Genomic DNA, 20,441 nt, shown 5'->3' with positions numbered 1-20,441 from the left:
ACCCTGGAGAGATCAATGATTCTCACTACTGATCACGGCATCGTATCCGCTTCTGTAGTCCGAATGCCGCACCGAGCCGAGGACGCTCCGCAGCAGGGTGCCATCGAGGAACCGACCGCTCGGTTCGCCGGTACCTGATCCAGCGGGAGCGGCAACACCGAGTCGGTGAGCGATGTGATCGACGACAGCGCCCTGCCACGCGGGGTGTCCGTCGACGGCATGGAGCAGACGCGGCGGCTCCGAGGAGGCCAGGATCGCCTCGATCGCCCGGACGAGATCGAGCTCATGGATGCGATTCGTCAGACGTGAGCGGTCGATCGGGCGACCGTTCCTGACCGAGTCGATCAAGCGACCTCGCCCAGGCCCGTAGATCCCCGCCGGGCGGACGATGATCGCGTCGAAGAGCTCCCGTGCGCTGTTTTCGCCGTCGAGGAGTGCTGCCGCCCTCTCAGTGACCGGTCGGGGCTCGGTCTCCTCGGTCACGCGATGATCCGGGCCCCATCCTTCGAATACCCGGGTCGACGAGACGAACACCGTGCGGCTCGGCACAGCCGGCAACGCGTCGATGAGGTTGTTGAGAGCAGTCCGGTAGCCGCCGGGAATCGCCGGCGGCGGTAGGGTGATGAGCATCCGATCAACCTGCGGAAGCTCGACTGTCGGAGGCGCCTCGAGGTCGACACCGAGGCGAACGAACGCGGGCGCAAGCGAGGACGGGTCCCTGCGGACGGCGACGACCGACTCGCCTCGGTCGACCAGGCGCAGACCCAGTCGGGACCCGACTCTCCCACACCCGACAAGAAGCGTCGTTGGCTGCATGTGCGTCTCCTCCTGCATCGTCTGTGCCCGGCGATTCGGTCACTTCCAGCTTATGCTTCGCCGGTAGGCGCGTGCGATGCCGGTTCATCTGGGGGAGGCCCGTGACAGTTCGCCGCCACTTCAGCGACGTGTGGCGATCCGGTCTCGACGACCGAAGCAACGGTGACGGGCTCGATACCCCAGAATCGAACGGGCGGATGCACATCCGGGGTGAGCGTGTGGGACTGGAGCAGGCATCGGACTGTCCAAACGCGAACAGCGCCATCGAGGATGCATCGATGTCGAAGCCTGAGCTTCGGCTGCTGCAGGGGTGCGGCGATTCGCCAGTCACATGTCACTAAACGCTGCAGCGGCCTTCAGTCTGCACAAGCTGCGCTCTCCACACCGGCGACCTGTTCGATCAGTCGATGAAGCGGCAGTGTCCGCATCGCAGGAGTTGACGGGGCTGAGGGTCAGTGTCGATCACCGGGGAGACGTCCGAGTGGATCACGGGCCGAAGGGGCCACAGTGGTATCGGGAGTCGTCAAAGATCGCTGGATCGCCTCACGCACACTGGTGAGTTCAGAGCCGCTGCGGTCGGCTGCAAGCTCGCTGATCCACCGTGTGTCGGCGGCGACCATATCTTCCCTCAAACTTTCGATGAGTGATTGCGCGGTCGACGTGTTCACGCTTGTGATGCGCGCAGCAACCTTCGCGACCATCGTTTCAGGAAGAAAGGGCAAGTGAAGCTGATCGCGATTGATCCCCGCGACTTCTGCGTACAGGTCCAACAGGTCGGTATAGGCGATGCGATGACCACCGCCGACATCGTAATGGCCCGAGGAGACGGCTGCCGTCATCGCTGCCTCGACTGCCAGCGTCAAGTCCTCGATGGAAATGGGTTCAACGTCATGTCGCATCCAGTATGGAACGACTGTGATGGGAAGCCGGCGGGTGAGTTTGGACATAAGTTCGAAGCTTGCTGATCCAGCTCCGATGATCATTGCTGCCCTGAGAGTGATCACAGTCTGCGAAGCTTGCGAGAGAGTCTCTTCGACTTCAAGGCGTGACAGCAGATGCTCCGAGAGAGCCTCACGGTCAATATCCGGCACGATACCGGAGAGGTAGACAAGGCGTTGAACGTTGGTCGAGGGAAGCACGGCAACAAGGTTCTCCGCCGCCTTTCGGTCGACTGCTCGGAAATCTTCGCGATCCATCCCGTGGACGAGGTAGATGACGGTCTCAATTGTCGGATCGATGGCATTCGTGATGGAGGTTTGGTCAAGAACGTTGACCTCGACTCGGTCGACTGAGTCTGACCAGTAGAAACGATCGAGCCTTTCGAGCGCTCTTGCTCCAGCGGTGACGTGATGCCCGCGTTGGAGCAGGGTGGGGATGAGACGGGAGGCGACATAACCTGTTGCCCCGATGACAAGCACTCGCATATGAGCTCTTCACGTGATGAGGTACCTGAGGAACTTCCCCCAGTTTACTCCTGCCTGTCGAAGTTCCCGTCGAGTTCTGAGGAGTCGCTTCAGTAGGGAGGACTCGGAGTCGTAGATCCCGGTAGTTCCAACGAGCTCTCAGCCCATGATCGTCTGGTCCTCGATCTTGAGAAGACTTCGCCCTCGCACACCGACCGCGAATGCTTGTGTGAACGAATCGACTTGCCGATCGCACCGTACTCGGAAGTTCTCGCGGGTCTCATCGACACGGATGCCGTGTGCATTTACGCGCCACAAGTGACTGGTGGGGTAGTCGCGACCCTCTCGTTTCAGCGGAGCCGAACGGCTCTGATCGGAAAAATTCAGTCATTGCCTTCTCCGCGCCGATCCTGCGACCGACTGCGTGCTCGGGCACTCCAGTGCTGTGCATGTCGAGATCTTCGCGTGGGAGGAGTGATAAGCTGCCGCACGTGTCATGGCGGCGGTTCCATTGCTTGAACTCGGCAACTTTTCCCGGTTCGCACTGAGGATCGCCCATTTTGCGTAGACGAAGATCTACGATGCTGTCGATAGAGGGAGGAACAATGGCCCCGACGATTCGCAACCTGTCAGCAGTCATTGCCGTTGCAGCAACGGCGCTCGTGGCCTCGGGTTGCTCGAGTGAAGACGTGAGAGCCGCAGACCCTCAGCCTTCTGAAACTTCAACCAGCTCGAGTGTTGAATCTGTGCAGTCCGGTGGTAGCGAGGCACCTACGCCAGGCGAAGGTTCGCGATCGCCGGCGAGCTCACAAACGGACAAGACTCAGGCCACTTCGCCTGCGTCCACGGCCAGCGGCAACGCATCTCAGGAGCTCCCGACCGATGCGGCATCCTACGCAGACGCCTTCGTGCGTGCGTTCGGTGAAGCTTCTGACATAGCTGTGCAGAGGATGGGGACGGACAGCGCCATCTTGACCCTGGAAGACCACGGAGACTCAGCCGCTTCGCACTGGGATCGCAGTGGGACCAGCGGGGCGGCTGGCTCAGTCGAAGTCGACTACACGAATACTGAGACTGACGAGCACATGATGATTCTCGTCAACAATGAACGGGCATCCAATGGGGATGAGCATGCGGTGACAGATGTGAAATTCGAGAAGTGATGGCTATCCGAGGCTCGAATAACAGGCAGCACCTGGGCCGAACACCTCGCCCACGTGATCACGACCTGAACCTCAAGAGGCCGATAGCCTGTCGAAGCCTTGAGCGATCATCGATTCGACATACGGCTGAGCACTTGATTCGATCATAGGCCCGACCAAGGGGAGTGGACAGTCGATCGTGATCCGGGCGTGCAGAGCAGTGACATCATCGTTCACACGGAGCAATGAAGTATCGACCTGCACGTTGATGGGGGCACCGGGAATCTCTGCCGTGATCCGCAGATTCGATTCGGTGGCATCGTCAGCGACAGGTTCTGAGCTGATGTGCTGGACGATCGTCGCCTCCGCTCCGAGGAACCGCTGCGCCGCAGTGGGGATCTGATCGCGCGAGATCGGTATCGAGGCAGTTAACCGGAGGCCATCAGTTCTGCCGGACTGCAGCAGCATGCTTCCGCCGTCCTGGACCCAGGTCTGTTCGTCAGCGAAGAAATCGAGGATCTGTGCTGGCCGCATCGGCATTTGACGTCTGAGCTCAGATCTCTTCATGAGAGAGATTATGGCATGGCGGCTGTCGGACCATCTGCCGATGAGACACCGCTGTCGATCTTGCCGACCTGCACGAGCGCCTTGGATGGTCCATCTCGCCCAGGACAGCACCGGCTCGCGATGTCGCCTTGACGCCGAATAGGTGGAGCTGCGGAGACCATGGAAACCTGGGATCTGCCAGGCCCTATTGACGAAGGTCTCGGATCTGCGCCTTCTGACCTCAACTGGCAATCCGGCCAAGCTATCAAGTCGTTGATGGTGGCGAGTCCTCCCCGCAGCGCCCGCCCGTCTCACCAGCGGGTGTCCGGTTCCTCCCCACAGGGCTCCGATCGGCACGAAGTCCGGTGCGGTCGATCTTCGTGATCCGTGTCGTGTCCTGCCGCAACCACTCGTCGGTGGCATGAGCCAGTCCCCAGCGCGACCATCGTCGTCGACCAGACCGTGACTGCAGTGGCATGTCCGATCCAGAAGACTGCGCTTTCGTCTGTACCACCCGGGCAGTCCTACTGGAACAGCGGAGCCATGCTTGGCTGCGGGCACGACGTGGCGGTGTGAACGCACAACTGACGTCTTGCACATCCCGCTGACAAGCCGCGTGCGGCCGGAAGATTCGGCTGAGACCGCTGGCCCGCCCGCCGTTGGAGGCGAACATTCTTCTGCGATGAGCATGAGCCTGAACGACGCTCAGTGTCACGCGCTGACCTGCTTTGGCGTCTAGAATCGGGGAGGGGTGAACGGTTTCCGCGGACCAACGCCACGGTCACAGAGCCAGACGGGCGATCATGGGAGATGGACGATGTCAGAAATCGCGAAGTCGGCGGTCTACGATATCGACTCGAGCGATCCCGAGCAGCACCTCGTCGACCGCTCCGAGCTGTCCCCCGAAGCGATCGCCCAGATCGGGGAGCTGATGGCAGCATTCGGCGAGCTGCGCGAAGCCGAACGGGCCATGTCGGAGGAGTCGCAGAAGTACATGCAGCTCAACGCCACCGACATGCGGGCGATCCACTATCTCATCATCTGCCGAAATCAGCAGCGAGTGGGGACGCCTGGAGGCATCGCCGAACACCTGGGCATCTCCGCTTCGGCGACGACGAAGCTGCTCGATCGGCTCGAGCGCGGTGAGCACATCGTGCGTGAACCTCACCCCAACGATCGTCGGGCACAGGCGATCAGCATCACTACGGACACCTACACCACGGCGATCGAAACGGTGGGGCGGGCCCAGTCCAGGCGTTTTCATGCTGCCGCCCGACTGACTTCCAGTGAGCGCGAGGTCGTCATCCGCTTCCTCCGAGAGACGAAACGCGATCTCACGGACCCGGACTTCTCCCAGGGCGACGGCAGCGAACAGGAGGTCGCCGAGGACCCACGGACCTGAGCCATCGAGCAATGGCCGCTGAAGTCTCTCCTTGGAACCTCAGTGCTTGGCGGGGTTCGCCAGGCGCGATGGCCACCAGATCCTGTCTCCGATCCACAGCGTGAGTGCCGGGACGAGAAGGGTCCTCACGATCAGCGCGTCGAGGAGGACACCGATCGCGACGATGATCGCGAGCTGAAGCAGGAACTGGATCGGGATGACGATGAGAGCGGCAAAGGTAGCCGCAAGAACTATTCCTGCACTCGTGATCACGCCACCGGTGACCGAGAGCCCTCGCAGTGCTCCCTCCCGGGTCCCGTGGGTGAGCGTCTCCTCGCGAACGCGGGTCATCAGGAAGATGTTGTAATCGATTCCCAATGCGACGAGGAAGACGAAAGCGTACAGCGGCACCGACGGATCGGACTGCGGCTGCCCGATGAGGCGGAAAATGAGTGCGCTGATCCCCAGCGCTGTGCCGAAGCTCAGGACCGTGGTCGCGAGGAGCAGCAGGGGTGCCAGCAGCGATCTCAGGAGGAAGGCGAGCATGACGGTGATGACTGCCAGGACGATGGGAATGATCACTGCCCGGTCCTTCGATGACGTGGTGTTCGTATCGAGATCAACAGCCGTGCTGCCTCCCACCAGCGCCTGAGTCGATGTGAGATTCTCGCGCAGCTCCTCGACCATGCCTTCGGCTTCGAGCGAGTCGGCGGGAGCGGAAAGAGTCAGGGAGAACATGATCTGTCCGTCGATCTCGGTCGGTTCGGCCGGCGGCGGGCCTGCTGATCCATCCTTGGCGACAGCGCCGTCGTCGTCGACCGGGGTTGTTCCCGAGAGGGCATCCTGAGCGACGAGGCTGAGACTGTCGATTCCAGGTGTCGACGAGATCGCCTCGGCGACCTCTCTTCGTTCGTCACTTGGCGCGAGCACGTACGCGGGGTTGCCCGATCCGGCCGCGAAATGCCGGTCGATGGCCTGTTGCCCGTCTCGAGCCTGACTCTGTCCGAGGACGAAGTCGCTCTGCGGCACACCGTCGGCGTCGAGGAGCACGAGGCCTGCACAGCCGGCGACGAGGACGACGGCGACGCCCGCGACGATTCGTCGTGGGGCCGCGGAGACAAAGCGTCCCACCTGTGGCCATAGCCCGGTGGCATTTGGCCCGGTCAGCTCCGGATGGGCGCTGCCGTACCGGGGGCTGCGCGGCCAGAATGCCGCGCGTCCGAAGACGGCGAGCATGGCAGGGAGGAAGGTGAGCGTGGCGAGCATTGCGCAGGCGATGCCGATGGCCGCGACCGGACCGAGCGCAGAGTTCGAGCCGAGATCGGACAGTAGCAGGCACAGGAGGCCGGCGATGACTGTCCCGCCAGAGGCAAGAATCGGTTCGACGACCCCGCGGATCGCCGTCCACGCCGCGGTGGAGGCGGAGCGGCTGTCTCTCAGCGATTCACGGTATCGAGCGATGTAGAGCAGCGAGTAATCCGTGGCGGCGCCGATGACGAGGATGAAGAGGATGCCCTGGACCTGACCATTGAGGGTCACGATGCCTTCGCGGGCCAGGGCGACGTTGATGAGCACCGCCGCGCAGAGTGCCGTCATCGAGCTGAGGAGAACGAGGATCGGCAGAAGTGGTGAGCGGTAGACGACGACAAGGATGACGAAGACGACGGCCAGTGCGACGACGAGAAGGATTCCATCGATCCCGCCGAAGGCCTCCTGCAGGTCGGCTGTGAATCCTGCGGGGCCGCTCACCCACACGTCCATGTCCGTCAGTGTCTGGTCGGCATCACTCTCGAGCTGCTCAACCACGTCTCCGATCTCGGCGTCGGACGGGATTGAGACGACGAGTTCGGCCGCCTCATTGTCCTCCGATGGGATTACGGGAGAGGCCTCAGCGCCGGGAACGATGTCGCCGGCCTGGTCGGCGAACGTCTCAAGCTGTTCTCGGTCGGCGTCGGTGAGTCCGCCTCCGCGTTCGGCAATCACGATCGCAGGGATCGCATCCGAACCCGTGAACCTCGCAATCTCGTTCTGCACCTTCGTCGACTCTGCACTCGACGGGAGGAATGACGCTCTCTCATCCGTGGCGACCTCGCTGATCGACCCGAAGCTCATTCCGCCGAACCCGAAGACGACGAACCAGACGACGATGAGAGCGGCGGGAACGATGATGCGGGCGATCCGGCGGGCACGCGCCGGCGATTCAAGAATTTCATTCACCTAGCTAGTATTTCACTAGGTGAAGTATAAATCCAACCACTGATGCTGCAGTACGATAGTCGAGTCTCGGGGTATCGCTTGGAAGACGGTGAGCGCGGTCTTACTCCGGTTGAGTCAGAGACCACTGGTTGCAACCAGAGCTCTCTGACTCAAAGTGTGCAGCTTCTTGGTCTGCGGCAGTGTGCCCTCCTGCGGGGTACGGCGGTATGGTCTAGAGGCCGATAGCGACGATCGGGTCCGTGGTCGGCTGCTCGGAACCGCCCTCGGGTTCGACGGTGATGCCGAAGACGCTGCCGGTGGCGAACTCATGGTCAGTGATCGTCACCGGCTGATCGGTCATCAGTCCCGCACTTTCAGGTCCATCGATCCCGATGACCCACATCTGCATCGACTTCCCGGCCGGAGCCTGCCCGACATCACGGGGGCTGAGACGGATGAGCTGCTCGGACTCCGAGGACAGCACCGTGACCGTTCCCCCTTCGGGCAGGTCTTTCGTGCGCGTTTGCAGATCGTCGGCTTCCATCAACCGTGCAGACTCGTCGAGCTGCTGCTGCGTGGACGCGAGGTCCTCCTCAAGCTGGTTCTGATGCTGCGTCTGCTGCCAGATCGTGACGCCGGAACCGGTGATGACGATGAGGGCGGCCGCTGCGGCCGCATAGGGCAACCATGATCGGCGACGCCCAGCATTGGTTCGGCGGTTCGGACCGCGGCCACCGCCCCATTCGCGGCCAGTGCTGTGGCTGCCGTCGACGCGTTCGTGCGGCTCGCTGCTGTCCTGAGACTCGCTGCGCTCACGGGATTCGCGGTGGTCAGCCAGGGAGGCTGGGGGTGCGGGTTCAACCGGGTCCGCTGCCGTTGAATTCTCCTGCGCATGGGTCGCGGGGATGGAGAGGATCGCCTGGCGGGTGTTCCCACTGATTTCAACCGGTTCATCGGAGCCGGCGACCAGCGACATCGTCTCGTCGTAGTCGGCGACCTCGGCACGGAAGTCGGCATCGGAGACGGCGAGGGCCTGTGCCTCGACCAGTTCAGTGTCACTGAGTCCCCCGAGTGCCAGGCCAGCGGCCAGATAATCACGATCGGTGCTCATCGATCCGCCTCCAATTCCTCTCGCAGCTTCTTCATTCCGTCTCTGATCCGTGACTTGATGGTCCCCAACGGGACCTTGAGGTTCTGAGAGATCTGAGCGTGAGTCAGACCTTGGTAGAACGCCATCACAATCGGTCTGCTCTGATCCTCCGGCAGTCCCTTCAATGCTGAGACCGTCCGGTCTGACTCCGCCCGGTCGATCACTGTCTGCTCGACCTCGTCACCGGTCTCGGCGGTGGACCGGAGCCCATCGGCGAGGTCCCGGTCCTGCTGGGACTGGACGCTGCGGACACAGTCGATGGCTCGCCTGCGACACAGAGTCACCAACCATGCCCGGCCCGTTCCCCTCGCGGGGTTGAAACCCGAGCACCGCGTCCACACCTCGGTGAAGCATTCCTGCAGCACCTCCTCGGCCAGTGACCGGCTCTTCACGATCCTCACGATCACGGCCATGAGGATCCTCGACTGGTCCGTGAACAGCTTCTCGAACGCCGCCGCGTCACCCGTGGCGATCCTCAGCAGCAGTTCGCCGCTGGGGTCCGCCGGTGCACATCCCCTCGATCCGGACTCCTCGGGTGGTGTGTCTGTGCCCGGGTACCGGGATTGTGGTGCAGACCCTGGGGGTCCTGGTCGAAACGTCGTCGGATCGTCTGAACTCATTGACCAATCATGTCATCCCACAGACATCGTTTCGCGCAATGTCCAGCGGGTGGGGGAGGAACAGGGTGGCCGGGGACCGATCGCGACATGACGGATCGTTCCCCGGCCACCTCACTGCAGTGAGAGTGACTCACGGTCACCTCAATGTCAGTCCTTGGGCATCATGACACTGTCGACCATGTACACGGTGGCGTTGGCGGTCTTGACTCCGCCGCAGACCAGACCGGCATCGTCGAACTTCATGTCCTCGCCCTCACCGGAGATCTTCACCTTCGAGCCTTCGACGGTCTCGTGCTCACCGGCGATCTCATCGGGGCTCAGCTGTCCGGGGATGACGTGGTAGGTCAGGACCTTCGTCAGCATGTCCGAGTCCTTGGCCAGGGCGTCGAGGTCGTCCTTCGGCACGGCGGCGAACGCGTCATCGACGGGGGCGATGACGGTGAACTCGTCACCATTGAGGGTGTCGACGAGATCGACATCCGGGTTGAGTTCACCGGAGACGGCCTTCGTCAGGGTGGTCAGCATCGGGTTGTTCGAAGCCGCGGTGGCCACCGGGTCCTGGGCCATTCCTTCGACCGAGCCCCCACCGTCGGGGTTCTCTTCGGCGTAGGTCGAGCAGCCGGAGCCGACGAGGTCGCCACCGGCCATCGACGCATCACCGGATTCCTCGGGCATCTCGGACTCAGCGGCCTGGGATTCGGTGCTGGAGGATTCGGAACCGGAGTCCTCGCTGCCGGAGTCCATGCCCCCGCAGCCCGACAGTGCCAGGAGTCCGATGGCGCCGGCTGAGAGGATGGTTGCGGTACGTGTGCGAAGCAGTGTTTTCATCGTTCTTCTCCTTGTGAACAGTGGTGCGTATCGGCCCACAGCTGTGAAGTTGTCTCCAGTGCTCGCTGTGTACTGGGTATTCGCAGCAACCGTGGTTCTGGATGGGAGAATCGTGAAGAATTGTGGAAAGTTTCTCTGTGAGAGCAGTACCGCCCTGCGCTGCGGGCACACCGACCACGGGTCAACCTCTCACTCAGCACGGAACTGGATGTGGCGGTCAGCCGATTCCCAAGCGAGCAAAGGCATCGCGGAAGATGGTCAGCTTGTCCAGTCCAGGCAGCTTCTGGACGCTCTTGTCGAGTTTGTCCAGTTCGTCGGTATGGTCCTGAAAGAGATGACTCATCACGTGTTTGACCTCGGCATCGTCCATCATCCCTGAGCCGACGGGCTTCCACAGCTTTCCCAGAGCCAATTGCACGATCTTCTGAGCTCGTGGATTGTCGTCGAGCCTCTGTCGCGCCTGGGTGGTGTAGAAGGCCACGTGCCGAGTCTCCTGCTTGGCGATGCGCTCAAGCAGCGGAGAGAGCACCGGGTGGTCTTGCATAGCTGCCATCCTCCGATAGCCGGCGGTGGCCGAGAGCTCGTTGGCCGCGCCCCAGGCCATGTGCACAGCAATGAAATCCGTGCCCACCATGTTCGAGAGCATCGATTGCTTTGCGGGTCCGAGAGCGAGTTTCCAGCCCAAGCTCATCCGCTTGGCTTTGACCTCGTCGTAATCGACGTGAATCCCGTGCTTCTCGAGCACGGCCGCCAAAGCCTCTCCATGCCAGAACTCCTCACGGTTCCACATCGTCATGAAAGCAGCCGTTGCGTCCTCGCTATGTGAGGGCGTGACGAGCAGTTCCCGGACGAAGCATGTCGTGTGATATTCGACGTCGCACATGTATCGCACTGACCGGAGAGTGTCTTTGTCCAATGGCATGTCGTCGAAGACGTCCAGATCCAGATCGGACCAGTTCACCGCCTCGGACGTCTCGGCGTACTTGTCGAAGTCAAATGCCATGGTTTCTCCCTGCTCGAGCATGGGCTCTGCGAGTCGAGCGCAGCGCCGCTGTGACTTGATTCATTGAAGGTTGTGGGTTCCCAGGAAGGAGCTGTCCGATTTCAGCGTCGGAGTCGATGAGGCCGCGCCTGTCGGCGGCAGAGGCGAAGATGCTCGTCAGAGCGCGAGCCTCATCCGGTTCGGCGACTCCGACGATCCGCAGCGGCGCCCACGGCCGGATGAGGTGGGCACGGGCGGTGACCGCTTCGATCCGTGACCGTCTGATCCGGGCCACCGCCTCCGAGCGGAAGAATGCGATGATCTCCTCGCGTCGGTCGATGATCTCGGTCAGGACGCGAGCGGCCTCACCACCGAGCCGTGCACGAACCGCTCGCTCAGCTGCCTGCAGGGTGGCCTCCTGGATGGCGAGCCGAGCCATGTGCCCGGCGGTGAGCGGTTCCTTGACCACCCCGCCGATGACTGGCGCGAGGATCGGAAGGCCGCGTTCGACCCAGATCCCGCGAAGCCTCGATACCGGGCCCCTGCGCGAATCCGTTGGCGTGGCCGAGTCGGCCGAGGGGGTCGGCGAGGCCTCGAGGATGTCGCGCAGTGCTCGCGCCAGCCAATACCGTTCGTAGCCCCACCCCGTCACGAAAGCGGTGATTCGCGCTTCGTTGGCCGTCCACGAGGCGAGCAGGGCCCGGGTTTCGGCCAAGGCTGAGTTCTCCAGTCGCCACAGGAACCCGAGATCTCGTGCTTCGTCTTCGCTGATCTCGATGCGCTCGGAGTCGACCGCGATGCGGCCTCGAGCCTGGGCGAGATAGCCGGGGACGTCGAACTCTGTGCGGAGCACTATGGGATGTTCTACATCGGAGAACAGCCGCCCGCGCACATGTCCGGGAGGATGTTCGACCTGCGGTCTGCTGTTCGTCACCATTCCATCACCTTCCATCGCTTCTTCAGAGCAAGCCCGTAAAGACCGAGATCCGGTGTAACGGCCACGGGGCTGCCGACGAGCTCGAGCCATGCCGCATCGCCGAGGGAATCGCCATAGCCGGTCGATCGCGCAAGATCGGCCCCCACCGTATCGGCGTATTTGCGCAGCCAGTTCGCCCGTGCTTCATCGACCAAGGGGGGTTGTGCGAGAAACCCCGAGAGAACGCCGTCATCGGTGACATCCATCCGGGTCGCCACCACCTCGTCGAAGAGATCGGCGATCGGTTCGACGAGGACATCCAGAGCGCCCGTCAGAAGCACAGTCCTATGACCTGCGGCGCGGTGCTCGTCGATCAGCTTCCTGGCCTGCGGGCGAATGGAGTCCCGGATCGCCTGCCCGAAACGTCCGGTGACGGCTTCGCGCAGGTCATCGAGGCGGAAGCCCTGATACCGGCGGTTGACCATGCGAATGAGCTCCGAACGGTCCCGATACTCGGCGCGCAGCAGCCCGGGGACGATGCCGGCGATCGTTCCCAACGCCGCCGGCCATCTGTGGATCGGCCTGGTGGCGCGAACGACCGCGACGAACTGCTGAACGATGTTCGCCGAGATCACTGTCCCGTCGAGATCGAAGACCGCCAGCGCCTCGGAGGTGGAACGCAGCGGTGTCGGAGTGCGCTGATTCTCGCGTCTTTGGCGGTCGCGCGAGTAGCTTCGAGTCAGTTCCGTGATTGCCGGAATGTGGATGTCTTTGAAGTAGTCCTGCCAGTCGATCTCGGTCACGTCGAACCCGCGGTGGGACAGGTACTCATCCGGCAGCCGGGCGAGCAGTCGTCTCGTGTTCGTGTCGTCGAAGATCATCTCGGTCTTCGTGTACTGCCGGTAGAGGTCGGCGAACTGACGCAGTGATTTCAGCTTGGTGTCGGTCTTGACGAGCCGAGAGGCCAGGGCACGTGTGCGCGTGGACGCGGGCAGCCTTTCGACGACCTCGCGGCCGACACCGGTCGCCAGTTCTTTCAACCGGATGCGCTGTTCGATCAGCTCTGAGCTGGGGAAGCTCCATTCGGGGACCACCGTGGGGACTCCCTCGCTGTCAGGCAGCGGGTGGGCAAGGAAGAACTCGCGAACCGTCCTGACCAGCTGATGGAAAGGAAGGGGGTTGCTCGTGCCCGATACGACTTGGTAGTACTCGGCCGAGGAGTCGCCTGGGGCGGGCAGGGTGGGGCTGCTCTGGGGATCTCCCATCTGCTGCTCGAGCGAGCCGTGCGCGGCAAGGGCCAGGATGACATTGACGACATAGTCGACGGGGATGATGTCGAGCACAGAGTCGGCGTGCCCGGGGAATTCCGACAGGCTTCCCTTGGCGTAGGCCATGATCAGCGGATCCGCGACCTTGAAGCCGTCGATCCATCCGGGGCTCGGCCGGCGAAAGGCGGATTCGATGATGGACGGGCGAACGAACGAGACCCGATGGCCTTCGGCGGCCCATTCCTCGCCGATGCGCTCGGCCAGGGCCTTGGTGAAGGTGTAGATGTCCGTCCAACCCAGCGACTGTGCACGGGTGCGCCCGAACTCAACGAGCCGATCCCTCACATACTTCTCCCGGGCGGCCTCTGCACCGGCTGCGACAGATTTGGGCCCCATCCGAGAGCTCTGCGCTTGGGCGATCCGGATGAAACGACGCAGCTTCTCGGGTTGTCTGGACTCTGCCTCGACGCTCTCCCTGGCCAGTCGTGCGGCCCGGAACTCATCGTCGTGATCGACGGTGTGGCGCAACCGGGACTCCTGGACGACTCCTTTTGCGATACCTCCGACATAGGCTGTCGAGACATGGATGACGTGGGGATCCTGATCCGATTCCGCTAAGGCGGCGTAGAGTCGCTCGACTCCGCCGACATTGGTATGGAATGCCTCGTCGATGGCGGCGTCGAAGGATACGCTCGACGCGGAGTGGATGACGACGTCATAGCGATCGGTCAGTGGCGGCAGATCAGCGAGATCCCCCTCGAGGACCGTGACTCGTGAATCGAACGCCTCATGCACCGCCTCCTCGCCGACCCGAGCGATCCAGGATGCGAAGACCGGCTTACCGAGGATCCGCTGCAGACGATCATGTCCCGATCGGTCCCCTCGGGGACGCACGAGTGCGGTGATGCGCACGTGCGGATCACTTTCGAGCAGGGCTTGCAGCACCGCTTGACCAAGGAACCCTGTGGCACCCGTGAGGAGATATCGGCTTTGTTGCATTCGGGAACCTATCGGATAGAGAGAACTTTCTGGCACAGTCACGAACCCAGCGGTCGTCAATGATTCGGTGCGGTCGCGTTCGTGGATGCCTGTATCGTAGCAATATGAATGTGGCCCTCATCACCGGTGGCAGCGCGGGGATCGGTGCGGCTTTTGCCCGCGCCTTCGCCAGGCGCGGTGTCCATCTTGTTCTCGTTGCCCGAGATCCCGTCGCGCTGGAGTCCTTCGCTGAGCAGATTCGCTGCGATTACGGGGTGGACGTCGCCACAATGGTCGCTGACCTTGCTGACAGGCAGGCTCACGCCGAGGTGGCTGCGCGGATCGAAGATCTCGGTCCCGAGCCCGCGATCGACATCGTGGTCAACAATGCCGGCTTCTCGGTGCGTTCGAGCCTGCTCAGTCAGGATGTCTCCGACCATGATCGGGGCTTCGAAGTGATGCAGCGCGCTGTCCTGGTCATCGGTGGAGCCGCCGCTCGGTCGATGAAGCGGCGGGGGCGTGGTTGGATCATCAATGTCTGTTCCGTCAGCGCGGCACTGACGCAGAACAATTACACGGCCATCAAAGCGTGGACGCAGAACTACTCGGAAGCGCTGTCAGTTCAGACTGCAGGAACAGGAGTCACCGTGACAGCTCTTGTCCCCGGCTGGGTGCGCACCGAATTCCATTCCCGCGCCGGCATCGCCGGAACGTCGATTCCCGACATCCTCTGGATGGACGCGGACATGCTGGTGGAGGGATGCCTGCGAGACGTCGCACGTGGAAAGAGGATCTCCGTGCCGCAGCTGCGATGGAAGGTCATCTCGACGACATTGCGACTGCTGCCGCGTCCGGTGATCCATCACCTTTCTGCTGCACTCACTTCTCGACGGCAACAGGAGGTTTAGAGCGACGATGCTCAACACTGGAAGATCTCACTCGGACTCTGGAGAGCATTCCGAACCGCCTTCGCGGTCGGCCGCCACGGGCCGGGGACGGAGAATGTCGTCGGAACGTCAATCCAGCAGCGGTCTCGGCTCCGAACACTCACCGATGACTGACTACACCCTCCCAACCTCGGCGCCGTCGAAGTACCGATCGCGCACGCGCGCTGCATTCCGATTCTTCCTCCAGCGTGTCCTCTTCCGCAGCCTCGTCCGTTCGACGATCACTCAGACGGTGACGATTGCGCCGGCGGTACGGCGACTCAACGGAGGTTTCCTCGTCATTGCCAACCACACCTCGCATCTCGATGCGCCGATCATCGCGCAGAGTCTGCCGCGGAAGCAGTCGCGCTTTCTGGCGACCGGGGTCGCCTATGACTACTTCTTCACGTCGTGGCACAAGCGGCTCTTCGTTCGCTGGCTCTTCAATGCGTTTCCGATCTATCGGGACGCTGCCCGCGGCAGTGCGAAGATCCCTCGCGCCCTTCTGCGGTCGGGGGTGCCGGTTCTGCTGTTTCCCGAGGGAGGCCGCCAGAAGAACGGCACGATTGCCGATTTCAAGGCTGGGTCGATCAGGCTGGCAGTCGATGCCGGAGTCCCGATCGTGCCGACGGCCGTCATCGGCGGCTTCGAAGCGATGCCCAAGGGGCGATCGTGGCCCGTATCCGGCAGGCCACCTGTGCGCGTAGTCTTCGGCGAGCCGGTCGTCGCCCGACCGGAGGAATCGCTTGCAGCCCTGACCTCACGGGTGAGGCACGTCGTCGAGGAGCTCTTCGCCGCTGGGGCCGCTGACATCGGTGTCCGCGGCGAACACACCGTGATGGATGAAAGGACGAAGAATTGAGCGAACCATTGAGGATGCAGGATGTCAGGCGACACCGGTGGTGGGGCTGGGGCTCCGAAGGCGTCGACTTCCATTGGGAGACGAAACCCGCCTTCGCCGCCATCGCCAAAGACAAAGTCGGTCTCGACCTCTGGAATGCTCCGCGCCCGCGGACTCCGGTGCTCGGCGACCTCGAGGTGCCCGAGTCCCGCATGCCATCGGCGCTTCTCGACGAGCTCGGTACCGTGGTGGAGCCGGACAATGTCAGCGTCGATGATGAACTGCGCGTCGTCCACTCGTTCGGGCGTTCCCTGCCCGACCTCTACCGGGTCCGCCACGAACCGATCGCCCGCCTCGTCGACGCCGTCGTCTACCCCGGCAGCGAGGACGAGATCACTGCGATTCTTGCTCTCGTCCTCAAGCGCGATCTCGTGCTCATCCCCTACGGCGGCGGTTCGTGCATCTCCGGCTCAGTGACCCCTGACCCAGCCGAAGCCCGGCCCATCGTCTCGCTGAACATGGGCAGGATGCGCCGCGTCGTCGAGATCGACGAGTACTCGAACCTGGCCCGGGTGGAAGCCGGGGCGTACGGGCCCGACCTCGAGGAGCAGCTCAACCTTCGCGGATGGACGATGGGTCACTTCCCCGACTCGTTCAGCTATTCGACCCTCGGCGGATGGGCGGCGACCCGTTCATCCGGAATGCAGTCGGATAAGTACGGTGACATCGAAGACATCGTGCGGGGCCTCCGTGTCGTTCATCCGCGCGGTGTGATGGTGAGCAAACCGATTCCCGGTCGTGACTCCGGCCCGTCGGTGCATGAGATGATCCTCGGCAGCGAAGGCCGCCTCGGCATCATCTCCGAGTGCACGGTGCAGGTCCACCGACTGCCGAAGGTACGGCAGGTCATCGCGTACCTCTTCCCTGACTGGGCGAGCGGGGTGGAGAGCATGCACGACATCGCTCGTTCCGAGGTCACCCCCGCGTTCACCCGCCTCTCAGACGGGCCCGAGACGCGGTTCAGTCTCGCGATGGTCTCCGAGCCGCGGGGCGTGAAGGCGAAGATCGCGGCCCACGGTCAGGACGCTCTGTTCGGCTACCTGCGCACGAAGGGGTGGGACACGACCGAAGGCATGTGCCTGTCCTATGTCTGCTTCGAAGGCTCGAAGGACCGGGTGGCGCGGGAGAAGGCCGAGGTCAAGGCCATCATCGCTCGCCGCGGCGGGATCAGCCTCGGCGCTGGGCCGGGAGCGATCTACGACCAGAAGAAGTTCGACACTCCGTACCTGCGTGACTTCCTACTCAACTACAAGGTCTTCGGCGACGTTTGCGAGACAGGCGTGACGTGGGCGAATCTCAAAGACGTCCATGCTCGCGTGCACGAGAGATTCCGGCGGACCCGCAGTGAGCAGGGCGGGCCGGGATTCATGTTCTGCCACCTCTCCCACAGCTACCACGGCGGTGCCTGCCTGTACTTCACCTTCGCGATCCCCTATACGAGTGAGGACACAGCTCTCGCGGAGTATCAGGACGTCAAGGATGCCATTCAGCAGGAGTTCATCGATTCCGGAGGCGGCCTGTCCCATCATCATGGGGTCGGCACCGAACATCAGCCCTGGCTCGTCGACGACATCACCGAGCCGGGGACGTTCATGGTCGATGCCCTGTTCCAAGCCACCGACCCCGGACAGAACCTCAACCCGGGGAAGATCCTCGGTCACCGGGCGAGAAGCTCTACCAGTCCCACGGCCTCGACGCGCAAGCGCTGAGCGCTGCTCACCGCCGCAACGTAGGGCCGCGGGCAGCTCAGTCGAGCGAGGTTCAGTGCATTGAGTTCGGCATGTGCGGGGGCTGTGATCGTGGCCGTCCAGTCTCCGCCCGGGCTGATCCCCGATGGCCGGTCCGCAACCTCGGTCACCTCGATGTCACTGGGCGGCACAGCCAGCCCGTGCCCGGTGGTCTTCACCGCAGCCTCCTTGCACACCCAGAGATCGAGGCGCTGACGAACCGGATCGCCGCCGGCGGGCAGAGTCTCCGTCGGGCCGAGGACGTAGTCGTCGAAACCGGGGAAGACATCGCCGGGCACCTGTTCGATGTCGACTCCGATCGGTGATGACTCAGGCGCCGAGGCGACCACTACCGCATCGTTCGAGCGAGACAGACTGAGCTCGGCCCCGGGGACTTCCGGTTTGCCATGGGGGCCGCCGCACGTGCGACAGCGCCGCGTCAGTTCAATGTCACCGGCCTCCCTGAGGTCGATGCCGAGGCGGCGGGCAGCCATGAGCCGAAAGAGCAGATGCGCCCCGCGGAACGCTGCCCGATCGGTGGGTCTGCGAAAACGGTCCGCTCGTGAGGTCTCGTCGGCTGACAGCAGCGAATCGAGCCAGGGGTGGTCGGTGAGCACCCGCTCGATCTCTGTGATGTCGCTGATGAGATATTCGATTGCGGCTCTCGTCATCTCCGACTGATCCGGCGGTACTGCGATACGGCGATGGGGGAGAAGACCGCGATGACCGCAACACAGCTGAGGATCGCATAGATGACGGCGTGATCGGCCGCCCACCCGGTGCTGGTGACGAATCCCGCCGGCGGTGCGTTGCCGAACAGTTCGCGGACGCTGGTGGCCACGGCGGTGATCGGATTCCACGCGGCGATCGCCTGCAGCGGACCGGGGAGGGTGTCGATCGAGACGAAGGCCCCGGAGATGAAGGTGACGGGGAAGAGCCAGATGAGACCGAGGCTCTGTGCCACCTCGACGCTCCTGGCCGTCAGTGCGATGACCGCACCGATCCACGACATGGCGAAGCTGAAGAGGAGCAGGAGCGTGATGCCCAGCAGCGCCGAACCGAACCCCTCGGTGATGCGCCACCCGATGAGCAGACCGCAGATCATCGTCACCGCCACCGAGATCAGGCTGGTGACCAGGTCCGAGGAGGTTCTGCCCAGGATCACGGCGACCCGTGACATCGGCAGCGAACGGAAACGGTCGATGAGTCCGAGCTGGAGGTCCTTGGCGAGGTAGACGGCGGTGAAGGAGGAATTGAAGGTCAGCGTCTGCGCCAGAATCCCGCCGATGAGGAACTCCCGGTACGGGGCACCGCCGAGGCTGCCGCCGAAGACGAACGCGAGGAGGAGGACGAAGATCACCGGCTGGACGACTCCCGTGACCAGGGCACCCGGGGTCCGACGGACGGTGAGCAGGTTGCGCCAGGCGATGACGGAGCTGTCGCGGGCGGCCGAGACGACTGCGGTCATGCTCCCACCTCGGCGGTCTCGGCTGGTGTCTGTACAGGCTCCGCTGAGGTGGGCTGGCCGGTGAGCTCGAGGAACACATCGTCGAGCGTCGGACGGCACAGGGCCGCCTCGGTGACGGAATGTCCCTCCTCCTCCAGGGCGGTGAGGACCTGCAGCAGATTCCTCTGCCCCAGCGGCGCGGAGGCGGTGATGCGCAGCCCAGTCGAGTCCGTCTGCGGGCGGGCGGAGTCGCCGATGATGTGATCGAGGATCCGCAGGGCCCCCTCGCGGGAATCTGGGTGGGTCAGCGTCAGCGTGATGCGTTCAGCACCGAGCTTGCCCTTGAGATCCGTGGCGGTTCCCTCGGCGATGACGTGTCCGGAATCTATGACGGCGATGCGATCAGCCAGCTGGTCGGCCTCTTCCAGATATTGGGTCGTCAGCAGCACTGTGGTGCCGCCTCTGACCAGGGTGGTGATGACCTCCCAGGTATCGAGCCGAGCGCGGGGATCGAGCCCGGTGGTCGGTTCGTCGAGGATGACCACCGGCGGGCGCACGACCAGGGCCGAGGCCAGGTCGAGTCGTCTCCTCATGCCTCCCGAATAGGCGCCTGCGTGTTTGCCCGCGACATCGCTGAGACCGAATTCGGCGAGCAGTTCGCGGGCACGGGCCGCCGAGTTCCTGCGGTTCATCCCGTAGAGGCGGGCGACCATGACGAGGTTCTCGTACCCGGTGAGCTTCTCATCGACGGCCGCGTACTGGCCGGAGAGGCCGATGCTGCGGCGCACGGCCGTGGGATCGGCGGTCACCGAGTGTCCTGCGACGAGCGCGGTGCCGGAGTCGGGGCGAATCAGTGTGGACAGAACCTTCACGGTCGTCGTCTTCCCGGCACCATTGGGGCCGAGGAGACCGAAGATCTGTCCCTCCTCGATGTCGAGGCTGATGCCGTCGAGAGCACGAAAGGCTCCGTAGTTCTTCCGCAGATTCTCCAGGCGAATCACTATGAGGCGATCTCGGCGAGCCGGCGCGGAGTGATGTCCGTCCAGTTCTCCTCGACGAATTCGAGGCAGGATTCGCGGTCGGCCGGTCCGAACACGAGGACCCAGCCCGCGGGCACATCGGCGAACGACGGCCACAGCGAATGCTGCTGCAGGTCGTTGACCAACACGCGGAAGGTACCTGTTGTGTCGTCGAAGGGGTTGTTCATGTCTTGT

Annotated in this window: 18 protein-coding genes; 4 read left to right on the top strand and 14 right to left on the bottom strand. The window is 63.2% G+C overall.

Annotated features, from left to right (window positions below; genetic code table 11):
* Positions 1 to 12: 12 nt before the first annotated feature.
* From ACH82I_RS08255 to ACH82I_RS08245, 3 genes are all read right to left on the bottom strand, one after another.
* The gene (locus ACH82I_RS08255; RefSeq protein WP_413336600.1) at positions 13 to 816 is read right to left on the bottom strand and encodes an NAD(P)-binding domain-containing protein; all 804 of its coding nucleotides are present in this window, start codon (positions 814 to 816) and stop codon (positions 13 to 15) included.
* 452 nt (positions 817 to 1,268) lie between these two features.
* A complete protein-coding gene (locus ACH82I_RS08250) occupies positions 1,269 to 2,240 on the bottom strand; it encodes an NAD(P)H-binding protein (protein WP_413336599.1) in 972 nt (323 codons plus the stop codon).
* Between the two features lie 1,214 nt (positions 2,241 to 3,454).
* The gene (locus ACH82I_RS08245; protein WP_413336598.1) at positions 3,455 to 3,928 is read right to left on the bottom strand and encodes a DUF2505 domain-containing protein; all 474 of its coding nucleotides are present in this window, start codon (positions 3,926 to 3,928) and stop codon (positions 3,455 to 3,457) included.
* Positions 3,929 to 4,724: 796 nt separating this feature from the next.
* On the opposite strand from ACH82I_RS08245, the gene ACH82I_RS08240 reads away from it, so the two are divergent.
* Positions 4,725 to 5,309 carry a MarR family winged helix-turn-helix transcriptional regulator gene (locus ACH82I_RS08240; protein ID WP_413336597.1) on the top strand — a complete coding sequence of 195 codons (585 nt, stop codon included), beginning with the start codon at positions 4,725 to 4,727 and terminating at the stop codon, positions 5,307 to 5,309.
* Positions 5,310 to 5,348: 39 nt separating this feature from the next.
* On the opposite strand, the gene ACH82I_RS08235 is transcribed toward ACH82I_RS08240, so the two are convergent.
* The 7 genes from ACH82I_RS08235 to ACH82I_RS08205 all read right to left on the bottom strand — a co-directional run bounded on the left by ACH82I_RS08235 (position 5,349) and on the right by ACH82I_RS08205 (position 14,247).
* Positions 5,349 to 7,505 carry an MMPL family transporter gene (locus ACH82I_RS08235; protein ID WP_413336596.1) on the bottom strand — a complete coding sequence of 719 codons (2,157 nt, stop codon included), beginning with the start codon at positions 7,503 to 7,505 and terminating at the stop codon, positions 5,349 to 5,351.
* 211 nt (positions 7,506 to 7,716) lie between these two features.
* On the bottom strand, positions 7,717 to 8,595 hold the full coding sequence (locus tag ACH82I_RS08230) for an anti-sigma factor domain-containing protein (protein ID WP_413336595.1): 879 nt from the start codon (positions 8,593 to 8,595) through the stop codon (positions 7,717 to 7,719).
* A complete protein-coding gene (locus ACH82I_RS08225) occupies positions 8,592 to 9,254 on the bottom strand; it encodes a sigma-70 family RNA polymerase sigma factor (RefSeq protein WP_413336594.1) in 663 nt (220 codons plus the stop codon). The genes ACH82I_RS08230 and ACH82I_RS08225 overlap by 4 nt, the downstream gene beginning before the upstream one ends.
* A gap of 147 nt (positions 9,255 to 9,401) precedes the next feature.
* On the bottom strand, positions 9,402 to 10,082 hold the full coding sequence (locus tag ACH82I_RS08220; RefSeq protein ID WP_413336593.1) for a fasciclin domain-containing protein: 681 nt from the start codon (positions 10,080 to 10,082) through the stop codon (positions 9,402 to 9,404).
* A 217-nt stretch (positions 10,083 to 10,299) separates the two neighbouring features.
* The gene (locus tag ACH82I_RS08215) at positions 10,300 to 11,085 is read right to left on the bottom strand and encodes a ferritin-like domain-containing protein (RefSeq protein ID WP_413336592.1); all 786 of its coding nucleotides are present in this window, start codon (positions 11,083 to 11,085) and stop codon (positions 10,300 to 10,302) included.
* Positions 11,075 to 12,001 (bottom strand): hypothetical protein, encoded by a 927-nt coding sequence (locus ACH82I_RS08210; RefSeq protein ID WP_413336591.1) that lies wholly within the window; start codon positions 11,999 to 12,001, stop codon positions 11,075 to 11,077. Before ACH82I_RS08210 ends, ACH82I_RS08215 begins: the two co-directional genes overlap by 11 nt.
* Complete coding sequence (locus tag ACH82I_RS08205; protein ID WP_413336747.1) at positions 11,995 to 14,247, bottom strand: HAD-IB family hydrolase; 2,253 nt, start codon at positions 14,245 to 14,247, stop codon at positions 11,995 to 11,997. Before ACH82I_RS08205 ends, ACH82I_RS08210 begins: the two co-directional genes overlap by 7 nt.
* Before the next feature lie 104 nt (positions 14,248 to 14,351).
* On the opposite strand from ACH82I_RS08205, the gene ACH82I_RS08200 reads away from it, so the two are divergent.
* The 3 genes from ACH82I_RS08200 to ACH82I_RS08190 all read left to right on the top strand — a co-directional run bounded on the left by ACH82I_RS08200 (position 14,352) and on the right by ACH82I_RS08190 (position 17,762).
* The gene (locus ACH82I_RS08200; RefSeq protein ID WP_413336590.1) at positions 14,352 to 15,134 is read left to right on the top strand and encodes an SDR family NAD(P)-dependent oxidoreductase; all 783 of its coding nucleotides are present in this window, start codon (positions 14,352 to 14,354) and stop codon (positions 15,132 to 15,134) included.
* 145 nt (positions 15,135 to 15,279) lie between these two features.
* Positions 15,280 to 16,014 carry a lysophospholipid acyltransferase family protein gene (locus tag ACH82I_RS08195; protein ID WP_413336589.1) on the top strand — a complete coding sequence of 245 codons (735 nt, stop codon included), beginning with the start codon at positions 15,280 to 15,282 and terminating at the stop codon, positions 16,012 to 16,014.
* Positions 16,015 to 16,028: 14 nt separating this feature from the next.
* Positions 16,029 to 17,762 carry an FAD-binding oxidoreductase gene (locus ACH82I_RS08190; RefSeq protein WP_413336746.1) on the top strand — a complete coding sequence of 578 codons (1,734 nt, stop codon included), beginning with the start codon at positions 16,029 to 16,031 and terminating at the stop codon, positions 17,760 to 17,762.
* Here ACH82I_RS08190 and ACH82I_RS08185 read toward each other — a convergent pair.
* Genes ACH82I_RS08185 through ACH82I_RS08170 form a run of 4 tightly spaced genes read right to left on the bottom strand, consistent with a single transcriptional unit; the run spans position 17,711 to position 20,434 of the window.
* Positions 17,711 to 18,451 (bottom strand): 4'-phosphopantetheinyl transferase family protein, encoded by a 741-nt coding sequence (locus ACH82I_RS08185; protein ID WP_413336588.1) that lies wholly within the window; start codon positions 18,449 to 18,451, stop codon positions 17,711 to 17,713. The genes ACH82I_RS08190 and ACH82I_RS08185 overlap by 52 nt on opposite strands.
* Positions 18,448 to 19,248, bottom strand: a complete 801-nt coding sequence (locus ACH82I_RS08180; RefSeq protein ID WP_413336587.1) for an ABC transporter permease — start codon at positions 19,246 to 19,248, stop codon at positions 18,448 to 18,450. Before ACH82I_RS08180 ends, ACH82I_RS08185 begins: the two co-directional genes overlap by 4 nt.
* Positions 19,245 to 20,228: an ATP-binding cassette domain-containing protein gene (locus ACH82I_RS08175; RefSeq protein ID WP_413336586.1), complete on the bottom strand. Its 984-nt coding sequence runs from the start codon at positions 20,226 to 20,228 to the stop codon at positions 19,245 to 19,247. Before ACH82I_RS08175 ends, ACH82I_RS08180 begins: the two co-directional genes overlap by 4 nt.
* The gene (locus ACH82I_RS08170; protein ID WP_413336585.1) at positions 20,228 to 20,434 is read right to left on the bottom strand and encodes an MbtH family protein; all 207 of its coding nucleotides are present in this window, start codon (positions 20,432 to 20,434) and stop codon (positions 20,228 to 20,230) included. Before ACH82I_RS08170 ends, ACH82I_RS08175 begins: the two co-directional genes overlap by 1 nt.
* Between the last annotated feature and the right edge of the window lie 7 nt (positions 20,435 to 20,441).

The sequence above is a fragment of the Brevibacterium sp. GP-SGM9 genome (genome assembly GCF_047300845.1).
GTDB lineage: Bacteria > Actinomycetota > Actinomycetes > Actinomycetales > Brevibacteriaceae > Brevibacterium.
The sequence above is the reverse complement of the archived record's forward strand: the minus strand, read 5'-3'. Positions and strand labels throughout refer to the sequence as shown.